The sequence below is a fragment of the Pseudomonas sp. NPDC079086 genome (genome assembly GCF_044542155.1).
Classification (GTDB): Bacteria; Pseudomonadota; Gammaproteobacteria; order Pseudomonadales; family Pseudomonadaceae; genus Aquipseudomonas.
Genome location: NZ_JBITTY010000002.1, coordinates 40,943 through 66,036, shown reverse-complemented (window position 1 = coordinate 66,036; position 25,094 = coordinate 40,943). Strand labels below are relative to the sequence as shown.

The 25,094-nt window shown below is 56.3% G+C and carries 11 protein-coding genes and 2 pseudogenes; 4 read left to right on the top strand and 9 right to left on the bottom strand.

Translation table 11 applies throughout. The features are described from left to right. Positions 1–31: 31 nt before the first annotated feature. A complete protein-coding gene (locus ACIGEK_RS09850; protein ID WP_397493166.1) occupies positions 32–1,060 on the bottom strand; it encodes a quinone-dependent dihydroorotate dehydrogenase in 1,029 nt (342 codons plus the stop codon). An 80-nt stretch (positions 1,061–1,140) separates the two neighbouring features. Next, positions 1,141–1,362 carry a DUF2835 domain-containing protein gene (locus tag ACIGEK_RS09845; RefSeq protein ID WP_397493165.1) on the bottom strand — a complete coding sequence of 74 codons (222 nt, stop codon included), beginning with the start codon at positions 1,360–1,362 and terminating at the stop codon, positions 1,141–1,143. 225 nt (positions 1,363–1,587) lie between these two features. Between ACIGEK_RS09845 and ACIGEK_RS09840 the strand changes: the two genes are divergently transcribed. Further along, on the top strand, positions 1,588–2,460 hold the full coding sequence (locus ACIGEK_RS09840) for a DUF6685 family protein (protein WP_397493164.1): 873 nt from the start codon (positions 1,588–1,590) through the stop codon (positions 2,458–2,460). A gap of 103 nt (positions 2,461–2,563) precedes the next feature. Here ACIGEK_RS09840 and ACIGEK_RS09835 read toward each other — a convergent pair whose 3' ends face one another. After that, positions 2,564–13,081, bottom strand: a complete 10,518-nt coding sequence (locus tag ACIGEK_RS09835) for a retention module-containing protein (RefSeq protein WP_397493163.1) — start codon at positions 13,079–13,081, stop codon at positions 2,564–2,566. A gap of 437 nt (positions 13,082–13,518) precedes the next feature. Here ACIGEK_RS09835 and ACIGEK_RS09830 point away from each other — a divergent pair, with 437 nt between their 5' ends. The 3 genes from ACIGEK_RS09830 to ACIGEK_RS09820 are packed head-to-tail and all read left to right on the top strand — an operon-like array spanning position 13,519 to position 18,424. After that, positions 13,519–14,874 (top strand): TolC family outer membrane protein, encoded by a 1,356-nt coding sequence (locus ACIGEK_RS09830; RefSeq protein ID WP_397493162.1) that lies wholly within the window; start codon positions 13,519–13,521, stop codon positions 14,872–14,874. 32 nt (positions 14,875–14,906) lie between these two features. Then, a complete protein-coding gene (locus ACIGEK_RS09825; RefSeq protein WP_397493986.1) occupies positions 14,907–17,057 on the top strand; it encodes a type I secretion system permease/ATPase in 2,151 nt (716 codons plus the stop codon). Positions 17,058–17,065: 8 nt separating this feature from the next. Beyond that, on the top strand, positions 17,066–18,424 hold the full coding sequence (locus ACIGEK_RS09820; protein ID WP_397493161.1) for an HlyD family type I secretion periplasmic adaptor subunit: 1,359 nt from the start codon (positions 17,066–17,068) through the stop codon (positions 18,422–18,424). A 26-nt stretch (positions 18,425–18,450) separates the two neighbouring features. Here the strand turns inward: ACIGEK_RS09820 and ACIGEK_RS09815 are convergent, their stop codons facing one another. The 6 genes and pseudogenes from ACIGEK_RS09815 to aceK all read right to left on the bottom strand — a co-directional run bounded on the left by ACIGEK_RS09815 (position 18,451) and on the right by aceK (position 24,917). Further along, positions 18,451–19,065, bottom strand: a complete 615-nt coding sequence (locus tag ACIGEK_RS09815; protein WP_397493160.1) for a tRNA-uridine aminocarboxypropyltransferase — start codon at positions 19,063–19,065, stop codon at positions 18,451–18,453. Between the two features lie 95 nt (positions 19,066–19,160). Next, positions 19,161–20,135: pseudogene (locus ACIGEK_RS09810) on the bottom strand (methyl-accepting chemotaxis protein); the annotation flags it as partial. A 309-nt stretch (positions 20,136–20,444) separates the two neighbouring features. Then, positions 20,445–20,726: pseudogene (locus ACIGEK_RS09805) on the bottom strand (PAS domain-containing protein); the annotation flags it as partial. Between the two features lie 184 nt (positions 20,727–20,910). Next, positions 20,911–21,042 (bottom strand): PA1414 family protein, encoded by a 132-nt coding sequence (locus ACIGEK_RS09800; protein WP_397493159.1) that lies wholly within the window; start codon positions 21,040–21,042, stop codon positions 20,911–20,913. A 99-nt stretch (positions 21,043–21,141) separates the two neighbouring features. Beyond that, complete coding sequence (locus tag ACIGEK_RS09795; protein WP_397493158.1) at positions 21,142–23,181, bottom strand: TonB-dependent receptor family protein; 2,040 nt, start codon at positions 23,179–23,181, stop codon at positions 21,142–21,144. Between the two features lie 5 nt (positions 23,182–23,186). Further along, entirely contained in the window at positions 23,187–24,917 is a 1,731-nt protein-coding gene (gene aceK, locus ACIGEK_RS09790) for a bifunctional isocitrate dehydrogenase kinase/phosphatase (RefSeq protein WP_397493157.1), read from the bottom strand. Between the last annotated feature and the right edge of the window lie 177 nt (positions 24,918–25,094).

Below are 25,094 nucleotides of genomic sequence, written 5' to 3'. Positions count from 1 at the left end.
TTAAAAATGGCTCCCAGCTATTTTTTATTGCCTACGATTTGCTCGGCAGCGCCGCAATGGCATCGACCGCTTCGCGAATCAATGCAGGTCCCTTGTAGATAAACCCGGAATAAATCTGTACCAGGCTGGCGCCGGCGGCGATCTTCTCAGCCGCATGCTTGCCTTCGGTAATGCCGCCTACGGCGATGATCGGCAAACGGCCTTTCAGCTCGCCCGCCAGCACCTGAACGATGTGCGTGCTCTTCTCACGCACCGGCGCACCGGACAATCCGCCCGCCTCATCAGCACACTCCAGACCATGAACACCTTCGCGGCCCAGCGTGGTGTTGGTGGCAATCACCGCATCCATGCCGGCTTCAACCAGCGCATTGGCAACTTCGATGGTTTCCTCATCGCTCATATCCGGCGCGATCTTGATCGCCAGCGGCACACGCTTACCGTACTGCGCGGCCAGATTTTCCTGACGCTTACGCAGGGCTTCGAGCAATTGCTTGAGCGAGTCGCCAAACTGCAGGCTGCGCAACCCTGGGGTGTTCGGCGAGCTGACGTTTACGGTGACGTAGCTGGCGTGCTGATAGACCTTATCCAGGCACAGCAGGTAATCATCCACTGCGTTCTCGACCGGGGTATCGAAGTTCTTGCCGATGTTGATGCCCAGCACGCCTTTGAATTTGGCCGCCTGCACGCGAGCCAGCAGGTGATCAACGCCATGGTTATTGAAACCCATGCGATTGATGATCGCCTCGGCTTCAGGCAGGCGGAACAGCCGAGGCTTGGGGTTGCCCGGCTGCGGACGCGGCGTCACGGTGCCAATTTCCACAAAACCGAAGCCCAGCTGAGCAAAACCATCGATGGCGTCGCCGTTCTTGTCCAAACCGGCAGCCAACCCAACCGGGTTAGGAAACTCCAGCCCCATCACCTTGACCGGCAGCACGGCCGGGTTCTTGGTCAGTAAACCGTTCAGCCCCAGACGACCGCCGGCACCGATCAAATCGATGGACAGTTCATGAGAGGCTTCAGGGGAAAGTTTGAACAGCAGCTCGCGGGCCAGGGTATACATGGGCAGGCTTAGCTCGATAAAGTTACAAAGGCCGCGATTATAGCCGGCTGCGCGCCTGATAGGCGAGGCGCACGGCGCTATCAGCTCAAGCGGCGCAAGCTGAGCAACTCACCGGCCGCACTGAACTCAAGCGCGAAGGAACCATAGACACCTTCATGAGTCAGAAATGGCCGAAAATGGTGAGCCGGCACGCTGACACTCCGCCCATCGCGACTTTGCACTAATATCCGGTTGGCACGCCCTTGATAAACCACACGCAAGCGCTCGGCCGATAACGCAATATCAAACACCAGACTGGGCATGGAGGCACCTTTGCAACTGACTGCATCAATCTTGCCATACGCGGCGCATATGCCCGGCAAAAAATGGCTGGGAGCCATTTTTAACGTCGCGCAACGACGGCCCGAAGGGTGGCCACCAGGGATGGCAGGCCATAAAAAACCTGCCGGCACAGCCGATAAAGCCTGTGCAGGGCCGCGCGGGCTCTGCCAAACTGGCAATGGTGATTTTGGAGTTCGTACCTGGCCATGAGTCTGTCTGAGCAGCCTTCCACCCTCAGCTCACGCCTCGGTGCCTTAGCGCAACGGCTAGGCCTTATTGGCCGTGGGCAACGCCAGATACTCGAGCGCGCGAGCCAGCTTCGCCTGCCCTTCAGCCCTTTGCCGCAACTGCGTGAAAGCATCTGCTGGCAAGACGGTCCTCAGCTACACCGCCTGATAGACCTGCCGCGCAGCGCACTCTCCGGCCCAGTCCAGGAAGACAAGGCGCAAGCCCACGCCATGCTGGTGCGGGTGGTCGACGCGCAAGAGCAGCAGCTGACTTCGTTCGATCTGCGCATGATTGACGGCCTTTCGACCTGCAACCCTCAACAGGCAAGCCACACCAGCTTCGAGGTATTCGCCGCCAGCGAGCCCTGCCGCCAGGTACGCATCATCAGCTACAAGGATTTCGTCAAAGCTATCAGCCTGGCGTTGCCGCGCTTTCTCGCGGGCGAACGCATCATCCTACGTCAAGCCAGCTGGCGTGGCGAGCGCGTATTCTGGGCCGGCGAGCATCACAGCGAAGCCTTTGCCTGTGCCATTGCCTACGCCCGCAGGCGCGAGTTGGAGGTCAACCTACCAGCGGAACTCAGCCATTACCGCTTGAGCGAACAAGGCCTCTGCAACCTGCAGCAGCACTACCACGTGCTTGGCATGCCCAATGCTGCCTGGAGCGACCCGGCGTTTATGGCGCTGTTGTTGGATAACGGCCTGCCCTATGCGCGCTTATCCTTGTTGGGCGGCCCAAGCTCACCTGAATTTCTCCTGCTACCCAAGCATTCAACCGAGGCTACAGCCTTGGGTGAAGGCCTTCGTTTAGCGGGTGCGCCAGATGTGGTGGCATATCTGCAAAAGCTGTAATCGCAACATAGCCGCCATCCAAGTGAGCGTTAAATAAACCAAGTAAGAAAAAGCCCGCAATCTGGTTAGGATTGCGGGCTTTAGATTGGCTATCAATCTAGCATCACACTACCTGCAAGGCGTTATCTCCCAACAACCCGTTGATGACTGTGGCTGTATCAGCACCTCCAGAAATGATGCCACCACCACCAGGAGTCACTCCGTACTCGACAGCTACATTAAAGCCAGTCAACTCAATGGTTGTGGTTGCAGCTCCGCCTGCCGTAGGGCTAACCGCAATAATGGTGCTGTTATCGACCACCGAGAAGCTAAGGAAATCATCTAGCGATCCGGCATTGTAAGACTCATCAATAAGCAACTGGGTGAGATCCAACTTGTCTCCCTCATCAGGTTTGAAATCGAGCACCTTGTCTGCCCCCGTGGTATCAGTCGATAGCCAGCGGAAAGTATCCGCACCCGCCCCACCGGAGAGGATATCGTTGCCCAATCCACCGATGAGGATGTCATTACCATCGCCACCAGACAGCACATCGTTGCCAGCCAAACCACTGAGCGTGTCGTTGCCACCAAGGCCGAAGAGGTAATCAACTCCAGCGGTACCAACCAGATTATCTACGCCGGCAGTACCATCCACCGACAGCGAATCAGGAACCAACATAGCGCTCAACACGCTACTTACACTGTCCCCGTCACCATCAATACCTACGATATTGTGAGAAAGGCTAATGGGCTGTCCGGTGCTTGCCTGCTCATATTCGAACAAGCCTAATTTGAAGGTTTGACCGCTACCACCACTGATCTGCACGGCGCTGAAGTTATTGGTGGAGCTGACTTCGTACCACCACCCTTCCTCCATCCCGGTCACACGAATCGAATTCCCCAAATCAGTGAGGCCAACCTCGCTGGTTTTGTCCACCTCTACACCGCCCTCAATGGCGTAAACGCGGATATTGCTGGTAGACAGGTTACGAGTGGTTTCACCTGAAGCATCGCCGATAAAGTTGTAGTCATTGTCGGCCAACAGCACTGCGATCACGAATGTTGCGGTCCCTGCTCCGCTAGGGCTAACCCATGCAACTTTCTGGGCAAAGCGATTGGTGGTGTTGTGGCTGGTGTAGGTGAAGCCGGTACCATTGGCACCTCCTGTTGCCAGGCCGTTGACCAGATCGATACGCAACTGCTCACCATTCTTGATGCTGTTGCCATCGCTAATGCCAATTTCGGTGCTGTTGGAATTGATGCTTTGCCCCGAGGTGCTCGACAACAAAGCATCGAACGTTGTCCCGCCCATGTCGATCAGCCCTTTGAAGGCTGAGTTACCACCACCAACACCGGTCAGATTCGTGGCGGAAACCTCTGAGCCGTTGGCAATCGGTCCATAGGTGGTCAGCGTGTAGCTATCGGTCGAGGCATCCATATCAATGCGATAACCGAGAGTTCCATTAGCGCTGGTCTTAGCTTCGATAATGGACTGGTCACTGCCATAGAACAGGTACAACTGTTGACCGTTGAGGCTCAACAGATTACCGCTTGTATCACGAGCAGCAGCACCCTGAACGATAGAGAAGTTCACCTCATCTGGGCCATCAGCACCCGCCGAAGCCTCGAAACGCAGATCGGCGATGATGGAGCGGGTTTCACTGACCTGATCAACCAGCAGCGCCGTAACCGGGGTGAATGCAATCGGCACATCGTCTTCAACCTGGATCAACAGATCGCCGGCGATCGGCAAGGGATTAACACCATTGCTAGCCTTGATGGCATTAGTCAGGTTGAGCGTAAGGATTTCGTTGTCGTTAGTGCCTGCACTAGGGTGGTCCAGCGGACCCAGCAGCGTGAAAGTATAAGTGCCATCGGTCAGCACTTTGAGGGTGAATACATCGGTAATGCCAGCTTTGGCGGTAAGCGTGTCTCCGGAGAAACTGTAAGTAACCGCTACACCGCCTGAGGTTATCGTCGGCATAATCGCTGGCGACGTGTTCAAGTTGAACTGCCCACTATTGGTACCCACCAGCAAATCAACCAGACTGCCGGTGGCAACTGTATTGACACTGTCACCATCGGTGATGCCGCCAGGTAGCTCGTCCTCGTCCACCCGCCCAATAACCGGAGAAGCATCTTCAATATTGACGGTCAGAGAAGCACTAGATGGGTCGCCATCCTTGTCGACGATGGTGTAGCCAAAACTTTCGCTGGTGTCGGCGAGCACATTCTGCGGGGCGGTATAACTCCAAGCCCCTGAGGCAAAGTTAAAGCTAAGTTTGCCCGTAAGCCCTGTAGAAACATCAGTCAGCTGATTTCCGGCAATGGTGCCGCCACTGCTGACATTTATCGTGCCAGCACCGTTCCAGGTATACGTCACGCCATTGATGACAATGGACTGAACATACCCAGGACCATCAGCACCGAATGCATCATCGTCGCCACCGCCTACAGCGTTGTCACTACCCAGCAGCACATTGCCACTTACCACCCCACCACTGATCTGGTCTAGCAGGGTATCAATCAAACCATCGAAGTTAGCGACCAGAATCGGCGAACCACTGCCGTCGACGTCTACATCCTGCAACCGGTCCGCATTGATACCGTCACCGACGCCAATGGTGGTTACATTGATGCCGTTGTTATCGACAAAATTATTCCATGCAGTCGCTGTAGTTGTGGTCAGTGAGGTATTTCCTGGGCCAGTTTGCTGGTTTGGATTACCGTCGCTGATAAAGAACACCTGATTGCTCCAGCCGGAAATTGGGCTGTAGGCCGCCATGGTTTCCTCAATGGCATCAGTAAAGTCGGTCTGCCCATTGAACGGCCGATTGGCAATGATGCTGTCAATCAGGGCATTGAAAGACTCTAGGGTAGTGGCCGACGGATAAGACAAAGAGGTCGACGAGAACGCCACAACAGTAACTTTCACATCCCCCTCTGTACCTGCATAAAGCGCCTGCCCTGCCGCTTTTACAGCGTTCATCATGGTGCTGAATTCGCTGTTACTGATACTGCCGCTGGAGTCGAGAACAAAGGCCACGTTGAAATCCGAACCACTGGCTTCGGCAACATGAGCAGTGTCATTTTTGGCCTGCGGCGTGTCGTCATCGACATTGACTGACAGTGTGCCAGTTGCCTTGTCGCCGTCCTTGTCGGTTACCTGATAGCTCAGAGTGAAGGCCTGGTTGTTTTCCAAATCGGCATTGGCATGCTGGATCGGTGCGTTCTGAGTGACGTTGTAAACACCGGTAGCGGTGTTCAGCGTCAACGTCAGCACGGTGGTTCCGCCCTGTTTGACCAGCAGTTGCGAACCATCCGGGCTTGCCTGATAGGTGAAGCCGCCCGGTGCTCCCGAGTCCAGCCATTTCACCGTACCGGCACCGTCGGCACCAAAGTTGTGATTCAAGGTGCCTCCGGCGTTCACCGAATCGGCATCATCGGTACCAGCTGGCCCACCAGCTATGCCACCCGCCAGAGCGTCATCGTCCAATTGCACAGGCGCATTGGCACTGACGGTCGGCACATCGTCCTCGATCTGCACCAGGAAGCTGCCTGCCAGTGACACAGGATCGACCCCATTACTGGCCTGCAGAATACTGGCGAAGTCCATCACCAGCAGTTCGTCGTCATCGCCGTTGCCTAGCGAATGATCCAGTGGCTTGAGCAGGGTAAAGGTGTAATCGCCGTCACTTTCCACTTGTAAAGTGAATACGGTAACCGCACCCGCCTTGGCGCTCAGGGTATCGCCGACCACGCTATACACCAGAGGCGTACCGCCAGATGAAGCGCCAGCTAAACCGCTGGTATTGCCGGACAAACTGAACTGTACGCCGGTAGACGGCCCGACCACCAAACTGCTGAGGCTACCTGTTGCGATGGTGGTTTCTCCATCGCTATCGGTGATACCTCCAGGCAGTTCATCTTCATCAACCTTAGCGATGACAGGACTGATGTCATCCACGTATACCGTGAGCGTTGCTTGAGACGGATCACCATCGTTATCAATGATGACGTAGTTGAAGGTCTCGACCTGGTCGCCACCGCCACTACTTGGAGCCCGATAAGTCCATGCTCCGGTGGCGAAGTTGAAGTCCAATTTACCGCCATGGGTGGTAGGGATGTCGCTTAGTACCTGGTCGCCATCGAGTACACCATCCCAGGTGTAGGTGGTGCCATTGATCTCGATGGACATAATCCGGCCTGGGCCGTCAGCGCCATAGCCATCATCGTCACCAGTGCCACCGTTATCGACACCGTCGCTACCATGCAGCACATTGCCATTGACCAGACCGCCAACCACGTTATCCAGCAGCGTATCGACTAGGTCGTCAAAGTCATCTGCTCGCAGCGGGTCGTTGTTCGGCCCGGCATCCATATCAACGTCTTCTAGGCGCTGATCAATGATGCCGTTGCCTACACCTACTGTAGTGACAGTGATCCCGTTAGTGTCGACAAAGGTATTCCAGGCCGCCGCAGTTGCGTCAGTCAGCGAGTGACCTCCTGTGCCTGTCTGCTCGTTGGGGTTGCCATCGCTGATAAACACAACCTGATTGTTCCAGCCTGGCTGTGGCGCATAGGAAACCATGGTCTGCTGGATCGCATCGGTGAAGTCAGTAGTACTGTCTAGAGGCCGAACCCCACCTGGCTCCAACGGGTTGAGGGAGTTCACCAAATTAGTGAACGCAGTGATGTCGCTGGTTACCGGGTAGCCGATCGAATCGTTCGAAAAAGCCACAATCTGAATCTGCACTGCACCGGCGGCATTATTGAACAGCGTCTGCCCGGCTGTGCGTACAGCATCGAGCATCAGATTTAGCTCGGCATTATCAATGCTGCCGCTAAAATCGAGGACGAACACCATGTTGATGTTCTGGGTCTGACCAGTGCTGACATAGGCCACGTCGTCCTGTGCCTCAGGGGTATCGTCATCAACATTGATGGCCAAGGTCCCGTCGGCTGTATCTCCATCTTTATCGGTAACCCGATAATTGAGAATGAAGGCCTGATTGTTTTCCTGATCAGCATCAGCATGCAGGATTGGCGCGTTCTGAGTAACAGTGTAAGCACCGCTCGCACTGTTCAATGTCACTGTCAGAACAAGGGTTGCGCCCTGACTGATCAATAGAGAACCGCCAGGCCCTGACGCGTATGTGAAGTCTGCCGGTGCACCACTGGTAAGCCACTGCACATTACCGGCACCGTCTGCACCAAAGTTCAGCCCCAGGTTACCGCTGATTTCCACAGCATCGTCGTTATCACCTATGCCGCCCGGAATGCCATTGGCAAGGGCATCGTCGTCAAGCTGTACCAGAGCATTGGGTAGCACACTTGGGCCGTCATCTTTGAAGCTAATGACCGTACCAATATCAAGGCTGGCACTGGCCTGGTCGCCATCACCATCAGTCACGACGGCATTCAAGCTGACATGTCCCGCGCCAAGGAACTTGGCCTCATCTGGGTCACCGGTCGGGTGAACAATCGCGCGAATCTGATCCAGAGTGACAGTGCCTGCCGAATCAACACTTAAGGTAAATACCAACTGGTTCGTGCCAGAGGTGCGGCCTTCAATGACCCCTGCATTCAAGCTAAGGAGCACTGCCTCGTTGGTTTCGGTATCGACCAAGCCTGAGTTTGCCCCTTGTACGCTCAGGTTATAGGTCAGGCTTTGCTGACCATCAGCGCCTGGCTGTACATTGAACACCCCGCTGAAGTTAGCCGTGGCATCAATATGGAAGGCCGATTCATCGACCTGCAATGCTGAGCCCCAGGTGACATTGGTGCTGACATCGTTGTAGTCGTAATCCGATGTGAGTGTTTTGTCCTCCCAGTTCTGATTGCCAGCGCTGCCGGTGTCCTGCAAATGCGAGCCACCAGGGTTCAGGCTGGCATCACTGAACAGCACATTGGCGCCGTCGGCGCCTACTAGTGGCACACCACCCAGCTGCGCCTGCCACTGGCCGGCGACAAATTCAAAGGTCACTACCGAGCCATTAGCCAGAGCGGCATTGGCTCCGCCGTTAGGGATGATAAAGAAGCCGGTATTGGCAGGGTCCAAGCCACTGAGATCACCCACATCACCAACGGACTGGGCATGCACATTGGCCCAGATCACTTTACCGTCTACTGGTGAACCATCTGGCGCCTTGTTGTAGTAGCCATACGCGTTGCCAAAACCGGCATCGGTACCCTGGAAGGTGACAAAGGATGTCACGCCAATATTCCCGGCCTGAATGGTCGGAGTATCGTCATCAATCGTCACGACCAATGAGCCCGTGGCCGCGTCGTTATCACCATCAGTTACCGTGTAACCGATGTTCAGGGTGATATCGTCTTCGGTGCCACTAACCGGGTGCATCAACGGTTGCAACAGGTTGATGGTGTAGGCACCGCTGGCAGGGTCCGTGAGTACCACCGTCAGCAAAGCACCACGACCAGAACTGATGGTCAAGGTATTGGAAAGCGCATCCCAATGGGATGTCACAGCCTCCGACCCCAAGCTCAGCGGGCCGCTAAGCGCGATGGATTTGAGACCGTCTGCCCCGGCATCAAATGCCAAATTACCACTGGTGCTGGTAGCAGCGCCTGCAACATCGCCCGGGCCGCCATTGATACCGCCAGAGAGGCCTTCGTCATCCAAAACTAGCGCTGCAGTTACCTGCCCGGCAGTCGGCGCATCATCTTCAAAGCGAATCACATGACCGATATCAACGTTGTCGACTGCCACATCACCATCGCCGTCGGTAATCGTCAGCACCGCTTTGACTTTGCCACTGAGGCTCAGCGACTCGTCTGCGTTACTGCCATCCGGATGTTGAAGGGAGATGTACTGCGCAACACTCAGCGTGCCGTCACTGCCAATGGCTACGGCAAATGCTGCCTTGCCATTATCGGTACCGCCATCGACACGGCCGACGACCAGATCGCCCTCGACATGCAGACGGATAGTGAAGCCGTCGGTAGTTTTCAGCCCTGAGTCCATACCACTGCTGCCCTGCAAGGCCAGGCTCAGAACTGTTGTTGCGCCCTCTTCATCTTGCCCAACACTGCTACCCGCAACACTGACGACCGCACCACTGCTTTGCGCGTAGCCTACCGGATCAAGATCGTTACCCGGTGTACCGACCGCAGCGAAGAGTGCTGACAGATCGGCCACGTCATTGTCATTGGCATCCCCCGGAATGAGTGGAGTTGCGACTGCATTTTGCAGCCCTGAAGACTCATCGTGAGTAACCCCAGCATTTCTCACCAAACTGATGTTCGCGGTGGGGCCGTCATCCTCAAAGCGGATCACGCTGCCAATATCGACCTTATCGACCGCCACATCGCCGTCGCCATCGGTGACAGTCACAACCGCCTGAATTTTGCCTGCAAGATTGACTGCCTCATCGTAGCTACTACCGCCAATTGGGTGCTCTAACGAAACATACTGGGCCAAGCTCAGCGAGCCGTCGGTACCGATAGCAATTGCAAATGCAGCTTTGCCGGCATCTGCCCCGCCCACAATGCGGCCAACTATCAATGCACCTTCAAGATGCAGGGTGATGCTGTGACCATCGGTGGTACGCAAGCCAGAATCATCACCATTGCCGTTTTTTACAGCCAGGCTGAGCTGGGTAGTTGCACCCTCTTCGTCCTCGCCATAGCTGCTGCCCAGAGTGGTCACTACAGGAGTTGCGCTCTTGGCAAAACCAGTTGGGCTGATGTCCGCCCCCTTGTTGGCAACGCCATCAAATACCGATAAGTACGCCACATCATTATCGGTAATATCGCCCAGAGCCCAGGTATGCCAGAAATTCTGCAAACCGGACGTCTCGTCATGGGTCACATCAGCCCACGGACCTTTAAGGTGGATGCACGCGGTGGGGCCGTCGTCCTCGAAGCGGATCGAGCTGCCGATATTGACCTTGTCGACCGCAACATCGCCATCACCATCAGTCACAGTCAGCACAGCCTGTACCTTGCCAGCCAGGCTTACTGCCTCGTCATAGCTGCTACCACCAACCGGATGTTCCAGCGACACATACTGCGCCACGCTGACCGTGCCATCTGAACCAATAGCAACGGCAAATGCCGCCTTGCCGGCATCCGGCCCGCCAACGATGCGACCTACAACCAAGTTGTTTTCCACATAAAGCTTTATGGCGAATCCAGCGGTAGTTGTGAGGCCCGAGTCAGCCCCATTGCCGCCCACGACGGCCAGGCTCAGCTTCGAGGTAGCGCCTTCCTGGTCCTGTCCGTAACTGCTGCCTGCTGTAGTGACCAACGGCCCATTACTTTGTGCATAGCCTTTCGGGGAAAGGTCTCCTCCCCTGTTGGCAACGCTGTTGAACAGGCTGGAAATACCGTTGATGTCATTATCATTGGCATCTTCGGGAGAGGCAGGTGTTGCGCTGGAATTCTGCAGACCATGCGACTCGTCATGCACGACACTCACGCCCTGCACGGCGTTGATATTGGCAACTGGGCCATCATCTTCAAAACCAATCACATGGCCAATGCTGACTTTGTCCACCGCAACATCGCCGTCACCGTCAGTGATCGTGACCACTGCTTTGACCTTACCGGCCAGGGTGACAGCTTCATCGTAACTACTGCCACCGACAGGATGTTCCAGCGACATGTACTGAACAATACTGATTGAGCCATCACCACCAATTGCCACGGCAAAGGCCGCCTGGCCAGCAAAATCACCAGTCGCGACACGGCCTACAACCAGGCCGTTTTCGAGGTAAAGATTGATCGACGTGCCATCAGTAGTTTTTAGGCCGGAGTCGCTTCCTTGGGCACCAGTCAACTCCAAACTGAGCACGGTACTTCCCATGCCATCGGACCCATAGCTGCTACCGAACGTCCCGACTATAGGCGTTAGGCTCCGGGCAAATCCGGCAGGGTCAATGTCAGTGCCCTTGTCGGCAATATCATTAAAAGCTGACGCTGAGCTGACATCGTTATCCCAGTCGCCGGGTTTCCACCAAGATGTTAGGAAGTTCTGTAGGCCTGCGCTTTCATCATGGACTACCTGCGCCCATGGGCCTTTGAGGTAGATGCAGGCCTCTGGACCATCATCCTCAAAGCCAATGCGTGAACCCAGTTCAACAGACTCAGAGGTTGCCGAATCCCCGTCATTGTCATAAATCTTGACAGTCACCCCGACTAAACCTTCGCCAATAACGGCCATGCTGTCGTGGTTATTACCGTCATTGCCATGATCAACAGCAGCATATTGGGTGACAGAAACAGCTCCAGTACTTGAATTGATGCTGATCCGGAATACCACCAGGCCGCCGTCGGCAATCCCAAGAATGTCTCCCGCATCGGCGCCACTTCCTCCGACAAACGAGAGCAAGATAGGGCCGCCCGCGGTGGCTGTAAGGCCCGAGTCGGCTCCACTTTCTGACAGGGTTAGCGAGAATGCTCTGGCTTCGAGGTTCTCACCATCGGCACCGGGATCAACAGCCAGTGAGAAAATACTTTCCAAATTGAAGCTGGCGTAGCCAATAACGCCTGCTTCGCTACCGGCATAACTGGTTTCATCGTTATTTTGGGCTTGGCCTGACTCATCCTTAGTTGAGCCTCCAGTGCCAACTGACTCGTCAACCACCAGCAACCCACTCTGCTCGGAAATATCAAACCGCAGGATGCTGGGGCCATCGTCATATACGGCAATCGTCAACGGAACAGTTGGCGACACATCGCCATCGCCATCGAACACACGAACAAAGAACGGGTCGAGCAACTGATCATCAGCCCCAACCGCATCGGGGTTGGAATGATTGAGCGTGTTGTCGGCTAGGGTGTATGTCCAGTTGCCGGCAGCATCAAACACCAACTGCCCATAAACGCCCTGAACCACACCACCGCCCTGTACGTTGATCCACACCCCATCCTTATCTAGCACCTGGATAGCCGAGATACCGTCAGGTGAGTTGATGATCAAGGAACCGGAGACATTCTCCGCGTTGCTGCCGGGATTCGAACCTGCCTGGCCATCAAGATTGGTTACCGCATCGGGATTGAGCGCCGCTTCCTCGACGATGCCTGGGCCCGTAACAACAGAGCCTTCCTGATCGAAGTAGATGATTTCAATTACGGGCGAAGAATCCGGCACACCATCAGCAGCCACCGGCTCAGGATCTGGAAACTCTGGCCCGGTGTTCAGGCCTTCAGTTGGGAAACCAATGATCGGATCAAGCGCGCCGCCGGTTTCACCTAGCAGTACAAACGAGTGGCCGCCGCCCACACCACCAGCACCACCTGCGCCCCCTGCACCTGGGCCAGCTGCGGTTGCTTCGCCCTCAAGCGTCGGGTCAACGCCGGCCTCAATGGCGGCCTGCAATTTTTCAACATCAGTCAAGTCACCATCACTCGGCGCTGCTGGAGGCGTTTCAGCGGTGGGTACTTGTTGGTTAGAACTGTCTGCGAGCATTTGCTCGTTGAGATTCAGGCTGCTGTCGCGACCTAGAGTGAGTTGCTGTCCATTTTCCATGGCAACCGCAATGGCCCCAGCGGCGCCAGTAACGATTTGTTCCCCTGCAAAAACTCGATCGCCTTCACTGAGCGGCCGACGCGTTCCGTCGCCAGCTACTGCATAGACTTCGCCGATAACTTGGCTGACGACACCAATTAAAGTAGCCATGATTCCATCCTCACTACAACTGCCGACCACCGCCGACACGTATGCCAAAAAAGGTCGGAATACCTTTCAAGGAGAGAACAAAACCACTGGCTGATTACAACGACGTCACACTCAAAAACAAAAACGACAAAAAACTGTCACCCTGACCCACGTCGCCCACCACACCAGAAAGATCCCGCCCCTATTTGCATCTGACCATCTGCTTTAACCACGCACGCCACTCAAGAGCACAAAATGCACGGCTTCTAGATGAAAACAATGTGCTGCTTTTCTCAGACTGCATAAGATTTTTTTCTTATAGGGCTTGTAACAATTTTTTCTTAGCTACTCTTAAAAGTGTTCTTAGCTGTGATGTTACAAGCTGAGAGTAATCCACAAGACAGATAAGCCATTTTTTTGGCGACAGGATTTAGAAAACTTTAAAGGAGAGTTATCAGATGCGCGCACTCAACCCTTTATGGAGCAGTATCGTGCTGGCAGCGGTCTGCACCCAAGCACAAGGCATCACCTTGTCGGAGGCGATCCAGAGCACCCTGGACAACCACCCGGAGGTCCATGCTGGGGCCAACAGCCGCCTCTCATCGGATGAAGACGTCAAAATTGCTAAAGGTGGTTATCTGCCAACCGTCGACCTGCTCGTGGGCTACGGCCGAGAAAACACTGACAGCCCCAGCACACGGGCGCTGGGCAACCACAACACCGACACCCTCAATTACGGCACCTCCGAGTTGCGCCTACGGCAGATGATCTTTGATGGCTTTAATACACCCAACGAAGTGGCGCGTACCAAAGCTGTGGTGAACTCGCGGGCTTATCGCTTGCTCGGCACGTCGGAAAGCCTGGCTCTGCGTACTGTAGAGGTGTACCTGGACTTGCTGATGCGCCGTGAAATGGTTGAGCTTGCGCGCAACAACTTCCAGGCCCATCAGCGTATTAATGATCAAATCAGTCTACGCAGCCAGCAAGGGGTTGGCAGTACGGCGGATCTTGATCAATCCGAGGCGCGTTTTGCGCTGGCAGAGAACAACCTCTACACCGAACAGGTAAACCTGGCAGACGCCGAAGCCAACTTCTTCAGTGCCGTTGGTCGTATGCCCGACGAGCTGGCCTCCCCAGCCTCACTGAAAGGGTCATTACCGGAAAATCTGACCGACGCTCGGCAGGCGGTAATGGATAACAACCCCTTCCTGAAATCCGCACAGTCCGATGTGCAAGCGGCCGAAAAACAATACGAGGTCGCCAAGTCGACCTTCTACCCACGCGTAGACCTTGAGCTGGCCACCAATGCCGACAACAACACCCAGGGCGATGAAGGTCACAACAACGGTTGGCGTGCAGCCGTGGTGATGAACTACAACCTGTTCAACGGCATGCGTGACAAGGCGCGCCTGCAGTCGACTGCCCACCAGATCAATGAGTCGATGGACATCCGCAACAACGCCCTGCGCGTACTCAACGAGAACCTCTCCCTGGCCTGGAACGCCATGGAGAACGCCCGACTGCAAACCCCCAAAGCGCGAGATTATGCGGACTACACCGCACGCGTTCGCGAAGCCTATCAGCAGCAATTCAGCCTGGGACAACGCACCCTGCTCGACCTGCTGGACAGTGAAAACGAGCTATTTACCGCTAACCGCCGTTACAGCGAAGTGCGCTATAGCGAAGAGTTCTCTATGTACCGGGTAGCCGCAGCGATGGGTGACTTGTTGCGTCAGCAACAAGTGGTAGTACCGGCAGAAGCTGTAGCCCTCACTGAAGTGAAGAGCGAGGCCCGTCTGCCGGCAATGAAATAGAACCGGCATAAGGAGTAGTAACCTTGACCACCATGGAACGGCCGGGGTCGTCCAGCGATCCGCGTTTAAATCACGATGATCCGCTGCTTGATGGCTTGTTGATTCTTTGCAAACTCCACGGCTGCTCAGCCAGCCGTGGCAGCTTGAGTGCAGGCCTACCGCTGCCAGAGCAGCGTCTGACCGCCGAGCTGTTACCCCGTGCAGCAGCACGGGCAGGCTTGCAAGGGCGGTTGTTGCAACGTGATCTGACCAGCATCTCAACCCTTAATCTTCCTGTACTGCTGCTGTTAAAAAACGGCCGTAGCGCAGTCCTGCGGCAGTGGGGGCCGAAAAACCAAGCACAGATTTTGCCCTGCGAGGCGGATGGTGGAGAGCAATGGGTTAATCGCGAACAGTTGGCCGCGGAATACAGCGGCCAGGCTTTTTTCGCCCGCCCACGGCACGAATTAGAAGAAGCACGAAACCCACTGGTACCGCGGATCGAGGCATGGTTCCGTGACACCCTCAAGCTGTCTCGCTGGCTTTACACCGACGCCATTCTGGCCAGCCTGTTGATCAACCTGCTCGGCCTGATGGTTCCGCTGTTTGTGATGCAGACCTACGACCGTGTCGTCCCCAACCAGGCGACTTCGACGCTTTGGGTGCTGACTATCGGTTTATTAATCGGCATGGGCTTTGAATTACTCCTGAAGATTCTGCGCTCGCACCTGCTTGATACCGCTGGTAAGAAAACCGATGTGGTGCTCTCGGCGACCCTGTTTGAGCGAATTACCGGCATGTCGATGAAGGCCCGCCCCGCCACCATCGGCGGCTTTGCTCAGAGCATTCATGACTTCCAGGGGCTGCGTGAGTTTCTCACAGCGGTAACCCTGACCAGCCTGATTGACCTGCCTTTCTCGTTCTTGATGATTACGGTGATCTGGCTGGTTGGTGGATGGCTGGTGGTCATCCCTCTGCTCGCGTTTCCGATCACTGCATTGTTCGCCTTTATCATCCAGGCACGCCTGCGCGACACCGTGGAAAAGAGCCTGCAATTGGCCTCGCAACGCCAAGCACTTTTGATCGAAACCCTTGGTGGCCTGGAAACCCTTAAAGCGTGTAGCGCGGAAAGTGAGCGTCAGCATCAGTGGGAGAAAACTCATGGTGCCCTCACCCGCCTGGACATCCACGCACGTTCGCTGGCGGCCATCGCCACCAATGGCACCTTGTTTTTGCAGCAGTTTGCCGGCATGTCAACCATTGTCTGCGGGGTGTACATCATCATTGCCGGCAAGCTCAGCGTGGGCGCTCTGGTGGCCTGCTATATGCTCGGCAGCCGAATTCTGGCGCCACTGGGACAGATAGCCGGGCTTATCACCCGCTATCAGCAGGCCCGCCTGACCATGACTAGCACAGATGCGCTGATGGCCCTGCCCCAGGAGCGTGAATCGAAACAGCGTCCACTGGATCGCACCCAACTGCATGGCGCGCTGGATGTACGCGACGTCACGTTCAGCTACCCCGGGCAAAGCACACCCGCCTTAGCCGGCATTAGCTTACGCATGACTGCCGGCGAGCGTATCGGCATCATCGGCCGCAGCGGCTCCGGCAAAAGCACGCTGGCCCGCCTGGTAATGGCCTTTTACAGCCCGGATAAGGGACAAATTCTGCTCGACAACCTCGACTTGCGGCAGCTCGACGTGGCCGATTTGCGTCATCAGATTGGTTACGTTGCCCACGACTTACCGCTTCTGGCTGGCAGCCTACGCGACAACCTGACGCTGGGCGCACGCTATGTCAGCGATGCGCGCATGCTCGAAGTGGCGGAACTTACTGGCGTCGTCGACCTGGCACGGCAACATCCGCAGGGTTTTGACCGCCCGGTAGGCGAGCGTGGGCAGCTGCTGTCTGGTGGTCAACGGCAAGCCGTACTACTGGCCCGCGCCCTACTTTTAGACCCACCTATTTTGCTGCTGGATGAGCCCACCAGCGCCATGGACAACACCAGCGAGGAAATCCTGCGCAACCGTCTGCAGACATGGGCACAGGGTAAAACCATGCTGTTGATCACCCACCGCGCCTCAATGCTCAGCCTAGTAGACCGTCTCGTGGTGTTGGATAACGGCCATATTGTTGCGGACGGTCCGAAAGAAGCAGTGATTGAAGCGCTACGCAAAGGTCGAGTTGGCCCTGCTGCGGTATAGGAACGTTCATGCAAATAAGCACCTCGATTCGCGATTACTTCGCCGGCATGCGCCAGCGCAAGCAGGACACCGAATTTATGCCGGAGGTCGACGGCGCCATCCTCGAAGACTCACCCTGGTTTACCCGCATCACCGTCTGGGTTGTCAGTACGTGCCTGATCGTGGCATTGATCTGGGCCAACTTTGCCGTACTGGAGGAAGTCACTACCGGTGAAGGCAAAGCCATCCCCTCCAGCAAGATCCAGGTCATCCAAAACCTGGAAGGCGGCATCGTCAGCGAGATATTTGTGCGCGAAGGCCAGATCGTCGAGAAAGGCGCCGTGCTGCTACGCCTGGATGACACCCGCTTTCTCTCCAACCGTGGCGAAGCCGAAGCTGACCGACTAGCCCTAGTTGCACGGGTTGAACGATTAACCGCAGAAGCCGAAGGCCGTCCTATAAGCATGCCGGCCGATATCCTGCGCTTGGCCCCACAATTGGCTGAGGATGAACTGGCGCTCTATCAGTCTCGGCAAAATCGCCTGCAAAGTGAGCAGCGCACTCTCGGCGAACAACTGCAGCAAAAAACCCAAGAGCTGGCCGAGTTTCGCGCCAAATCCCAACAATACCGCTCAAGCATGGGCCTGCTGCAACAGGAGCTGAATATGTCGCAGCCCTTGGTCGCAACCGGGGCCATTTCCCAAGTAGAAATCCTCCGCCTACGCCGCAGCTTAGTGGAGATACGTGGCTCGCTGGACGCTACCAACCTGGCGATTCCCCGAGCCGAATCGGCAATGGATGAAATCAAAAGTAAGATCGAAGAGTCCGAGTTAAGCTTTCGCTCCGACGCATTTAAGGAACTCAATGAAATCCGCACCGAACTGAAGAAACTAACCGCCACCAGCGTGGCCATCGATGACCGCGTCAGCCGAACAACCGTGGTCTCCCCCGTGCGCGGGGTGATCAAGCAACTCAAGGTCAACACGATTGGCGGCGTGGTCCAGCCCGGCAATGACATGCTGGAAATTGTGCCGCTCGATGACAGCCTGCTGATCGAGGCCAAGGTACGCCCACAGGATGTCGCCTTTCTGCACCCTGGGCAGAAGGCCATGGTCAAATTCACCGCCTACGACTACACCATCTACGGCGGACTGAAGGCCAACCTTGAACTGATCAGCGCTGACACCATCACCGACGAAGAAGGCAACAGCTTTTACCTAATCCAGGTACGAACCGATAAAAGCCATTTGGGCAGCGAGGAACACCCACTGCTGATCATCCCCGGCATGGTTGCCACCGTGGACATCATCACTGGCGAAAAAAGCGTTCTCGACTACCTACTCAAACCGGTGCTGAAAGCTCGCTCGGAAGCCATGCGTGAGCGCTGAAATACCTTATCTAAGTAACTGACGAGTCAGGATGATGCATCCGACTTACCATGGTTGCGTTGGAAGGTCTGCTCCCCCATCGCCTTGATTTGCCCCTCAATCAGCACCTCAAAGGGTTTAAGCAGCACATCGAAACAGGCAGGTGCCTCGACTGTATTAAGCGCGGTAACAATCGCTTCGATGGTTGATAACGCACCGGGCATCGGTGCTTTGCGCAAACGGTAACGCGACTGCAAGCCTGCTGGCAGCACAACCCTGGGCAAGGCCGCCAACAACGGATTCAGGTGCAACATCTTGCGCGCCTTACGCCAAGTGCCGTCGGGCACCACCAGTAGCAGCGGCAGCTCGCTGTGCTGCTCGGCAAACGCCAGCAATGCTTGTGCCTGCTCGCCAGGAAATAACAAACACGCGCGATATCCCGGCTGCTGTAACAGCGCAGTAAGCGACTCGAAGACCTCCCCCACCAACAGTTCAGCATTACTCAAACCCAAAGCCGCCAGGCGTGCGGTATTCAGCGCATGCCTGACCTCGCTCGGGTGCTGCAAAATCAGCACCCGAGTACGGCTGGCAAGACAGGGGATAAGCGCACATAAGCAGCGCTCGATTGGGCGGGTACAACGTGGGCATTGCGGGCGTGGCATCGAGTTCTCCTCAGCCGCGCAGTTTGCCATAACAGATAGAAAATCGGCCCACCTCAGACTGAGGTGAGCCGATAAGCATGCACGCGAACCATCACTTAGCGGTTAAAGCGCTCCGCCAGACTGTGCAGATAGTCGGCCATGTCTTCCAGTTCCTGACCAATTGTCGCGCCCTGATGCGCCTGTTCAGCACTGCGGTCGGAGAGCTGGGCAATCTGAGTAATCTGCCGACTGATATCTTCGGCCACATGGCTTTGTTCTTCGGAAGCCGAGGCCATCTGCTGGCTCATGCCGGTGATGCGGCTGACGGCTTCGCTGATGCCATCCAGCGCGGTGCGCACAGACTCCACGCTTTCGACACTCTGCTTGGAAATTGCCTCGCCCTTGCCCGCCGTCACCACTGCACGTTCAGCGCCGGCACGTAGCGAGGAAATGATCTGGTGGATCTGCTCAGTTGACTCACGTGTGCGTGAAGCCAACGAGCGCACCTCATCAGCCACCACCGCAAAGCCTCGCCCCTGCTCGCCGGCGCGCGCCGCTTCGATGGCGGCGTTGAGCGCAAGCAGGTTGGTCTGCTCGGCAATCGAGGTAATCACATCCGCCACGCTGCCGATTGACTGAGTGGAGTTAGCCAAGTCATTGACCGCCTGACCAATATCGACCACTGCCTTGGCCATGTGATGCATGGAGTCGAGGCTGCCACTCGCCAGTTCTAAGCCCTGCTTGGCCAAACGGTCAGCCTCCTCCGCTGCGTGCGAAGTACTTTGTACGTTGTGTGTCACTTCCTGAATGGTGGCAGCCATTTCATTGATGGCAGTGGCCGACTGATCCGTTTCACTGCGCTGCTGATCGAGCATTTTTGCCCCCGAGCGTGAAAGATCGGCTGATCGCGCAGCATGCTTTTTGACGTTATTGCCGGCATCTTCAATACGGGTGAGCGCGGTTTGCAAGCGCGCTTCTTCACTGATCATCGCCATATCCAGCAAAGCCTGAGCACCACGACTGTCGGTATAAGTCAGGGCAACCAGGGCACTGGTAAACGCCTTGGGATGTTCCGCAAGCGTCTGTCTGATCAAGCTGCGCTTGGAATACAACTGGTAAGAACCTAGGCCAAACATTGCCGCGAAAATAAAGCCCCACAACCAAGGGCCGCTCAGCACAAAGTGCACGCCAAGAATGAGCAGACCGGCCAGAATCAGTGGCCATGACTGAATAATATCCAGCGTCCATAACTCCAGTTTGGGTACCGGAGATTTACCCTCACGCAGTCGTGCATAGAGTTTTTCAGCACGGCGTTTCTGCGCCTCATCAGGTAAGGAACGTACCGACTCATAGCCAGCCACCCGGCCATTTTCATAGATCGGCGTGACATAGGCGCTGACCCAATAGTAATCGCCGTTTTTTGAGCGATTCTTGACGATCCCCATCCAGGGTTTGCCCTGCTTGATGGTTTCCCACATGTGGCCGAATACACCTGGAGGCATATCAGGGTGGCGCACCAGATTGTGCGGCTGACCGACCAGCTCTTCGCGAGTAAAGCCGCTGATTTCGACAAAAGCGTCGTTGCAGTAGGTGATATTGCTGTTCAGGTCGGTGGTGGAAATCAGCCGTTCATTTGCGGGGAAGGTTCTTTCCCGCTGAGTCACTGGGAGGTTCTGGCGCATTGAGGCTATCCCTGTCTGAGCTATTTACATAACTTCAGGTGTAGGTCTAGCACAGCAGTGCCAACACGCTAGCAAATGCTTGTTTTAATGCACGCAGTAATGATCTGGGCCAATTAGAAGGTGCAGCAGCCACAGCCAGACATTATCTGACCGTAGCCGAGCGCATGAATAAGGGCGGGAGAACCTAGCGTCGAGGGGGAACCGCTTTGGAGTCAGGCGAATTGCTGCGTACAGGAATGGGCTGCAGCTTGGGCCGCTCATACAGGCCAAGGGCAACCAACAGATCAAGCAAGGCGTTCTGCAACTTGGCGCTCATAAAGTAGCCTCCAACCAAGGACATCGAATAGGTGCTTGGACACCTTTTTTCAGCCTAGTTCAGGCTGCTTGAAACTGCTGCCCACTTCGTCGCCGCAGGCTAAAACAGCACACGTAAGCCTGCATACAGAGTACGTCCAGGCCCTGGCTCGAAGTAACGAGCATTGCCGTCGTTGATGCGCAGGTTGTCGAAATACTCACGCCCAAGCAGGTTATCGACGCCCAGGTAAGGCTCCAAGCTTTGCTCACCCACCTGAAAACGCTTGCCGAACCGTAGATTGAACACGGCATGACCGGGGGCCGACTGGCTATTGGCATCGTTGGTATACACACGTGCCTGAGCCGTTACACCGAGGCGCACATAAGCACCTTGATGCTCATAGGCCAGTTCGTTAAACAGGGTTTGCCGTGGAATACCCGGTATGCGCTTACCGGAGAAGTCGTCCGCTGTCGTTTGATAATTTTCAAAACGGTAGCGGTTGTATGCATAAGCCACAGACCAGCGCCAGGCATCGGCAAACTGCCAATCCACGCTCAATTCCAGACCATCTCGGCGCGACTCACCGGCATTGCGGTAAAAATTACGCCCAGGCTGAGCTGCCAGGCTAAAGCCCACCATCTCATCCTCCAGCTCAATCCGGTACACCGATAGCGCGTAACGCAGCGAAGGCCACTCACCTTTGATCCCAAGCTCACGGCTGAACGCCTGGGCAGGTTGCAACGCGCTATTGAAGCCGCCCCCTTGTGGGTTGCCCAGCTCGCTGATAGTTGGCGTTTCAAAGGAGCTGGCCAGCCGCGCATATAACGACTGCTGCGGGGTAAAGCGATAACTCAGACCAGTGCTGTAGTTCCAGTCCTTCAGACTGCGCGAACCTGAATCATCGCGACTATCGGCCAGATAGAAGTCATCCACCGCCAGCCTTACCTGGTCGTAACGCAGCCCGAGTGTGGCCTGCCACCGCTCGCTCAGATCAAGCTGATCTTCGATAAACAGTCCCTGGCTCAGCGCCGACTCATCCTGCTGCTGACGTAACTGTCCGCGCTCGCCAAGCAGGTTGTCATAACGCCGACGATCATCACGCTGCGCCTCAAGATCAAAGCCGGTGGTAATTTTATGGGGCAGACCGATTAGTTCGCGGTGATGGCTGTACTGCCCGCCAAGTCCGCCAAAGTAACGCTCGAAAGTCGTCTGCCCACTGGTGGTAAACCCCAGCCGATTACCAAACTCGCGATGTCCCAGGTAACTGCGCAGTTGGTACTCATCGGCACCGGCTGCGTAACCGTCCCAGACCAGGCCCAGGCGCTGCTGACGAATATATTCATCGGCATCAAAACGCAGGTTGTTCGGTGCCGCCTGGCGGCGATCCGCCTTAACCTCGGCAGCCGTAAGGCCGCCAGGGTCTTCTGCGCGGTTATCGATGGCATTGAAGTTCAGACGCAAGCGTCCAGTCGGTGCATACCAACGCAGCTTGCCGGTGAGACTGTTGGTCTGCGCATGGCTGTGTTGGCGATAACCCTCTAGAACGGTGCTGTTAAATGCCAGCAAACCACCCAGATTACCGTCGCTGCCGCCGATCTCGCCGCGCATGCGCTGGTAACCCAGGCCGGCCGCACTCAGGTCCAATTGCATGGAGGGCAACGCCGGCGGTTCACGGGTTTCAAGCGCCAGCACGCCGCCAGCGGCATTGCCATACAGCACCGAAGCCGGCCCGCGCAGCACTTCCATGCGTTCGATCAGGCCCAGGTCGAGGCCGTCAAGTTCGGTCTGGCCATCTGGCATGGTCAAGGGCACGCCATCGACCAACACGCGAATGCCGCGCACACCGAAATTGCCGCGCGCGCCAAAGCCGCGAATCGCCGGGCGCAGGCCCTGAGCCAGGTTGTAACGGTTCAGGCTGAAAACGCCCGGCACACGCGCCAGCATGGCATCCAGCGCGAGGTTCTGTTCACCCGGCGCAGCACCTGCGTCGATCACCGTCACCGCAGCCGGCGTACTCAACCAGCGTGTGGTGCTGCGTGGCGAAGTGATCAGCAGCGGCGCCAGTTCGACAACTGCCTCGTCAGGCTCGGCAGCCTTAACAATCGCGCTATCTACCAACAACCAGACACCGGCGGCAATAGCGCAGAACGACAGGCGCACGCCGTTCAATACTCCCTATCGGCCTGATCCTTGCGCCGATAGGGAAAGACATCGATGACCTTGCCGGCCCTGATCGCCTCCTGCAGGCTTTTCCAGTAATCGGCGTCATACAGCTCACCATGCAGCTCATTGAACAACTTGCGCTGCTGCATATCGGCAAACAGGAATGGCGGAAACTCTTCCGGGAACACATCCAGCGGCGCCACCGAGTACCAGGGCTCGGACGACATTTCATCTTCTGGATAGCGCGCCTGAGGAATACGGCGGAAATTTGCCTCGGTCAGAAAGCAGATCTCGTCGTAGTCGTAGAACACCACGCGGCCGTGACGAGTGACGCCGAAGTTCTTCAGCAGCATGTCACCAGGGAAGATATTCGCCGCTGCCAGCTGCTTGATGGCAAGGCCATAGTCATCCAGGGCTTCGCGTACCTGCGCGGCGCTGGCACTTTCTACATACAGATTGAGCGGGGTCATGCGCCGCTCGGTCCAACAGTGGCGCACCAGCACGGTGTCGCCCTTGACCTCGACGGTAGACGGCGCGACTTCCAGCAACTCGGCCAGGCATTCCGGGTCGAACTTGCTCAGCGGGAAGCGGAAATCGGCGAACTCCTGGGTATCGGCCATGCGCCCTACCCGGTCGACGGTTTTCACCAACCGGTACTTTTCGATCACCGTGTTCCGATCGACGTTCTTCGACGGCGAGAAGCGGTCCTTGATGATCTTGAACACAGTGTTGAAACCCGGCAGGGTAAACACGCTCATCACCATGCCGCGCACGCCGGGAGCCATGACAAACTTGTCATCGGTGGTCGCCAGGTGGTTGATCAGCGAGCGGTAGAACTCCGACTTGCCGTGCTTGTAGAAACCGATCGAGGTGTACAGCTCGGCAATATGTTTGCCCGGCAGGATGCGTTTGAGGAAGCCGACAAACTCCGCCGGGTAGCCGACCCGCACCATGAAATAGGAACGGGTGAAGGAGAAGATGATCGACACCTCCGCCTCGTCGGTGATCAGTGCATCGATCTGAATGCCCTGGCCTTCGCGGTGCAGCAGCGGAATCACCAGCGGCCATTGCTCATCACGGGTATAGATGCGCCCTACCAGGTACGCGCCCTTGTTGCGGTACAAGCGCGAGGCAAACAACTCAATGCGCAAGTCAGGGTCCTTGCACACCCAATCCGGCAGGTTGGCGTACAACTGCTTGAGCAGGCGCGCCAGGTCGCGCTCCAGGTTCTCATAGCCGACTTCGAAACTGAAATCCTCGAAAACCTGGCGCAGCGCCTGTTCGACATTGCCTTTGGGCTCGTACAGGCGGGTTTGCGGCGCACGTTCATTGACCCGCAGCGCCGGGCGCGTGGTGTGAATAAACATGCAGCCATCATTGATCTGATCGTGGCTGAACAGCCCGCAGAAAATTGAGTTGAACCAGGTTTCCGCCAATTCATCGTCGTAACGTAGGTCGATCAGGGCGATATAAGCCGACTTGACCAGCGGCCATTGCGCCACATCCAGCAGTACCTCTGCGCTGTAAGCCTGTCCCAGGCTTGCGCTGACTGCGCTGACGCACTCTTCATAGAGGGCGATACGCGCCGCTGATGCCTGTTGGATTTCCTGCCACTGCGCCTGCTCGAAACGCACCCGCGCACCGTTGGTAATCTGCCGAAACTGCTCGCGGTAATCGTCGAAGCCTTCGAGGATAAGCGCGGCAATCGCGCTGGCCGGCCATTGCTGTGGCATAAACGAACCCCTGCAGATGAAAAGCGGACAATCCACCGAGCTTATCCAGTGCCCGCGCCAAGTAAAAGCCGACAAGTCCTGGATACGCATTTATCTACCACGAAATATTGCCAATCAGCGGCTTTCGAAGCGCATTTCGAATTGCCTTGGCTCCCGCGCCCAGCAACACTGCTCGTC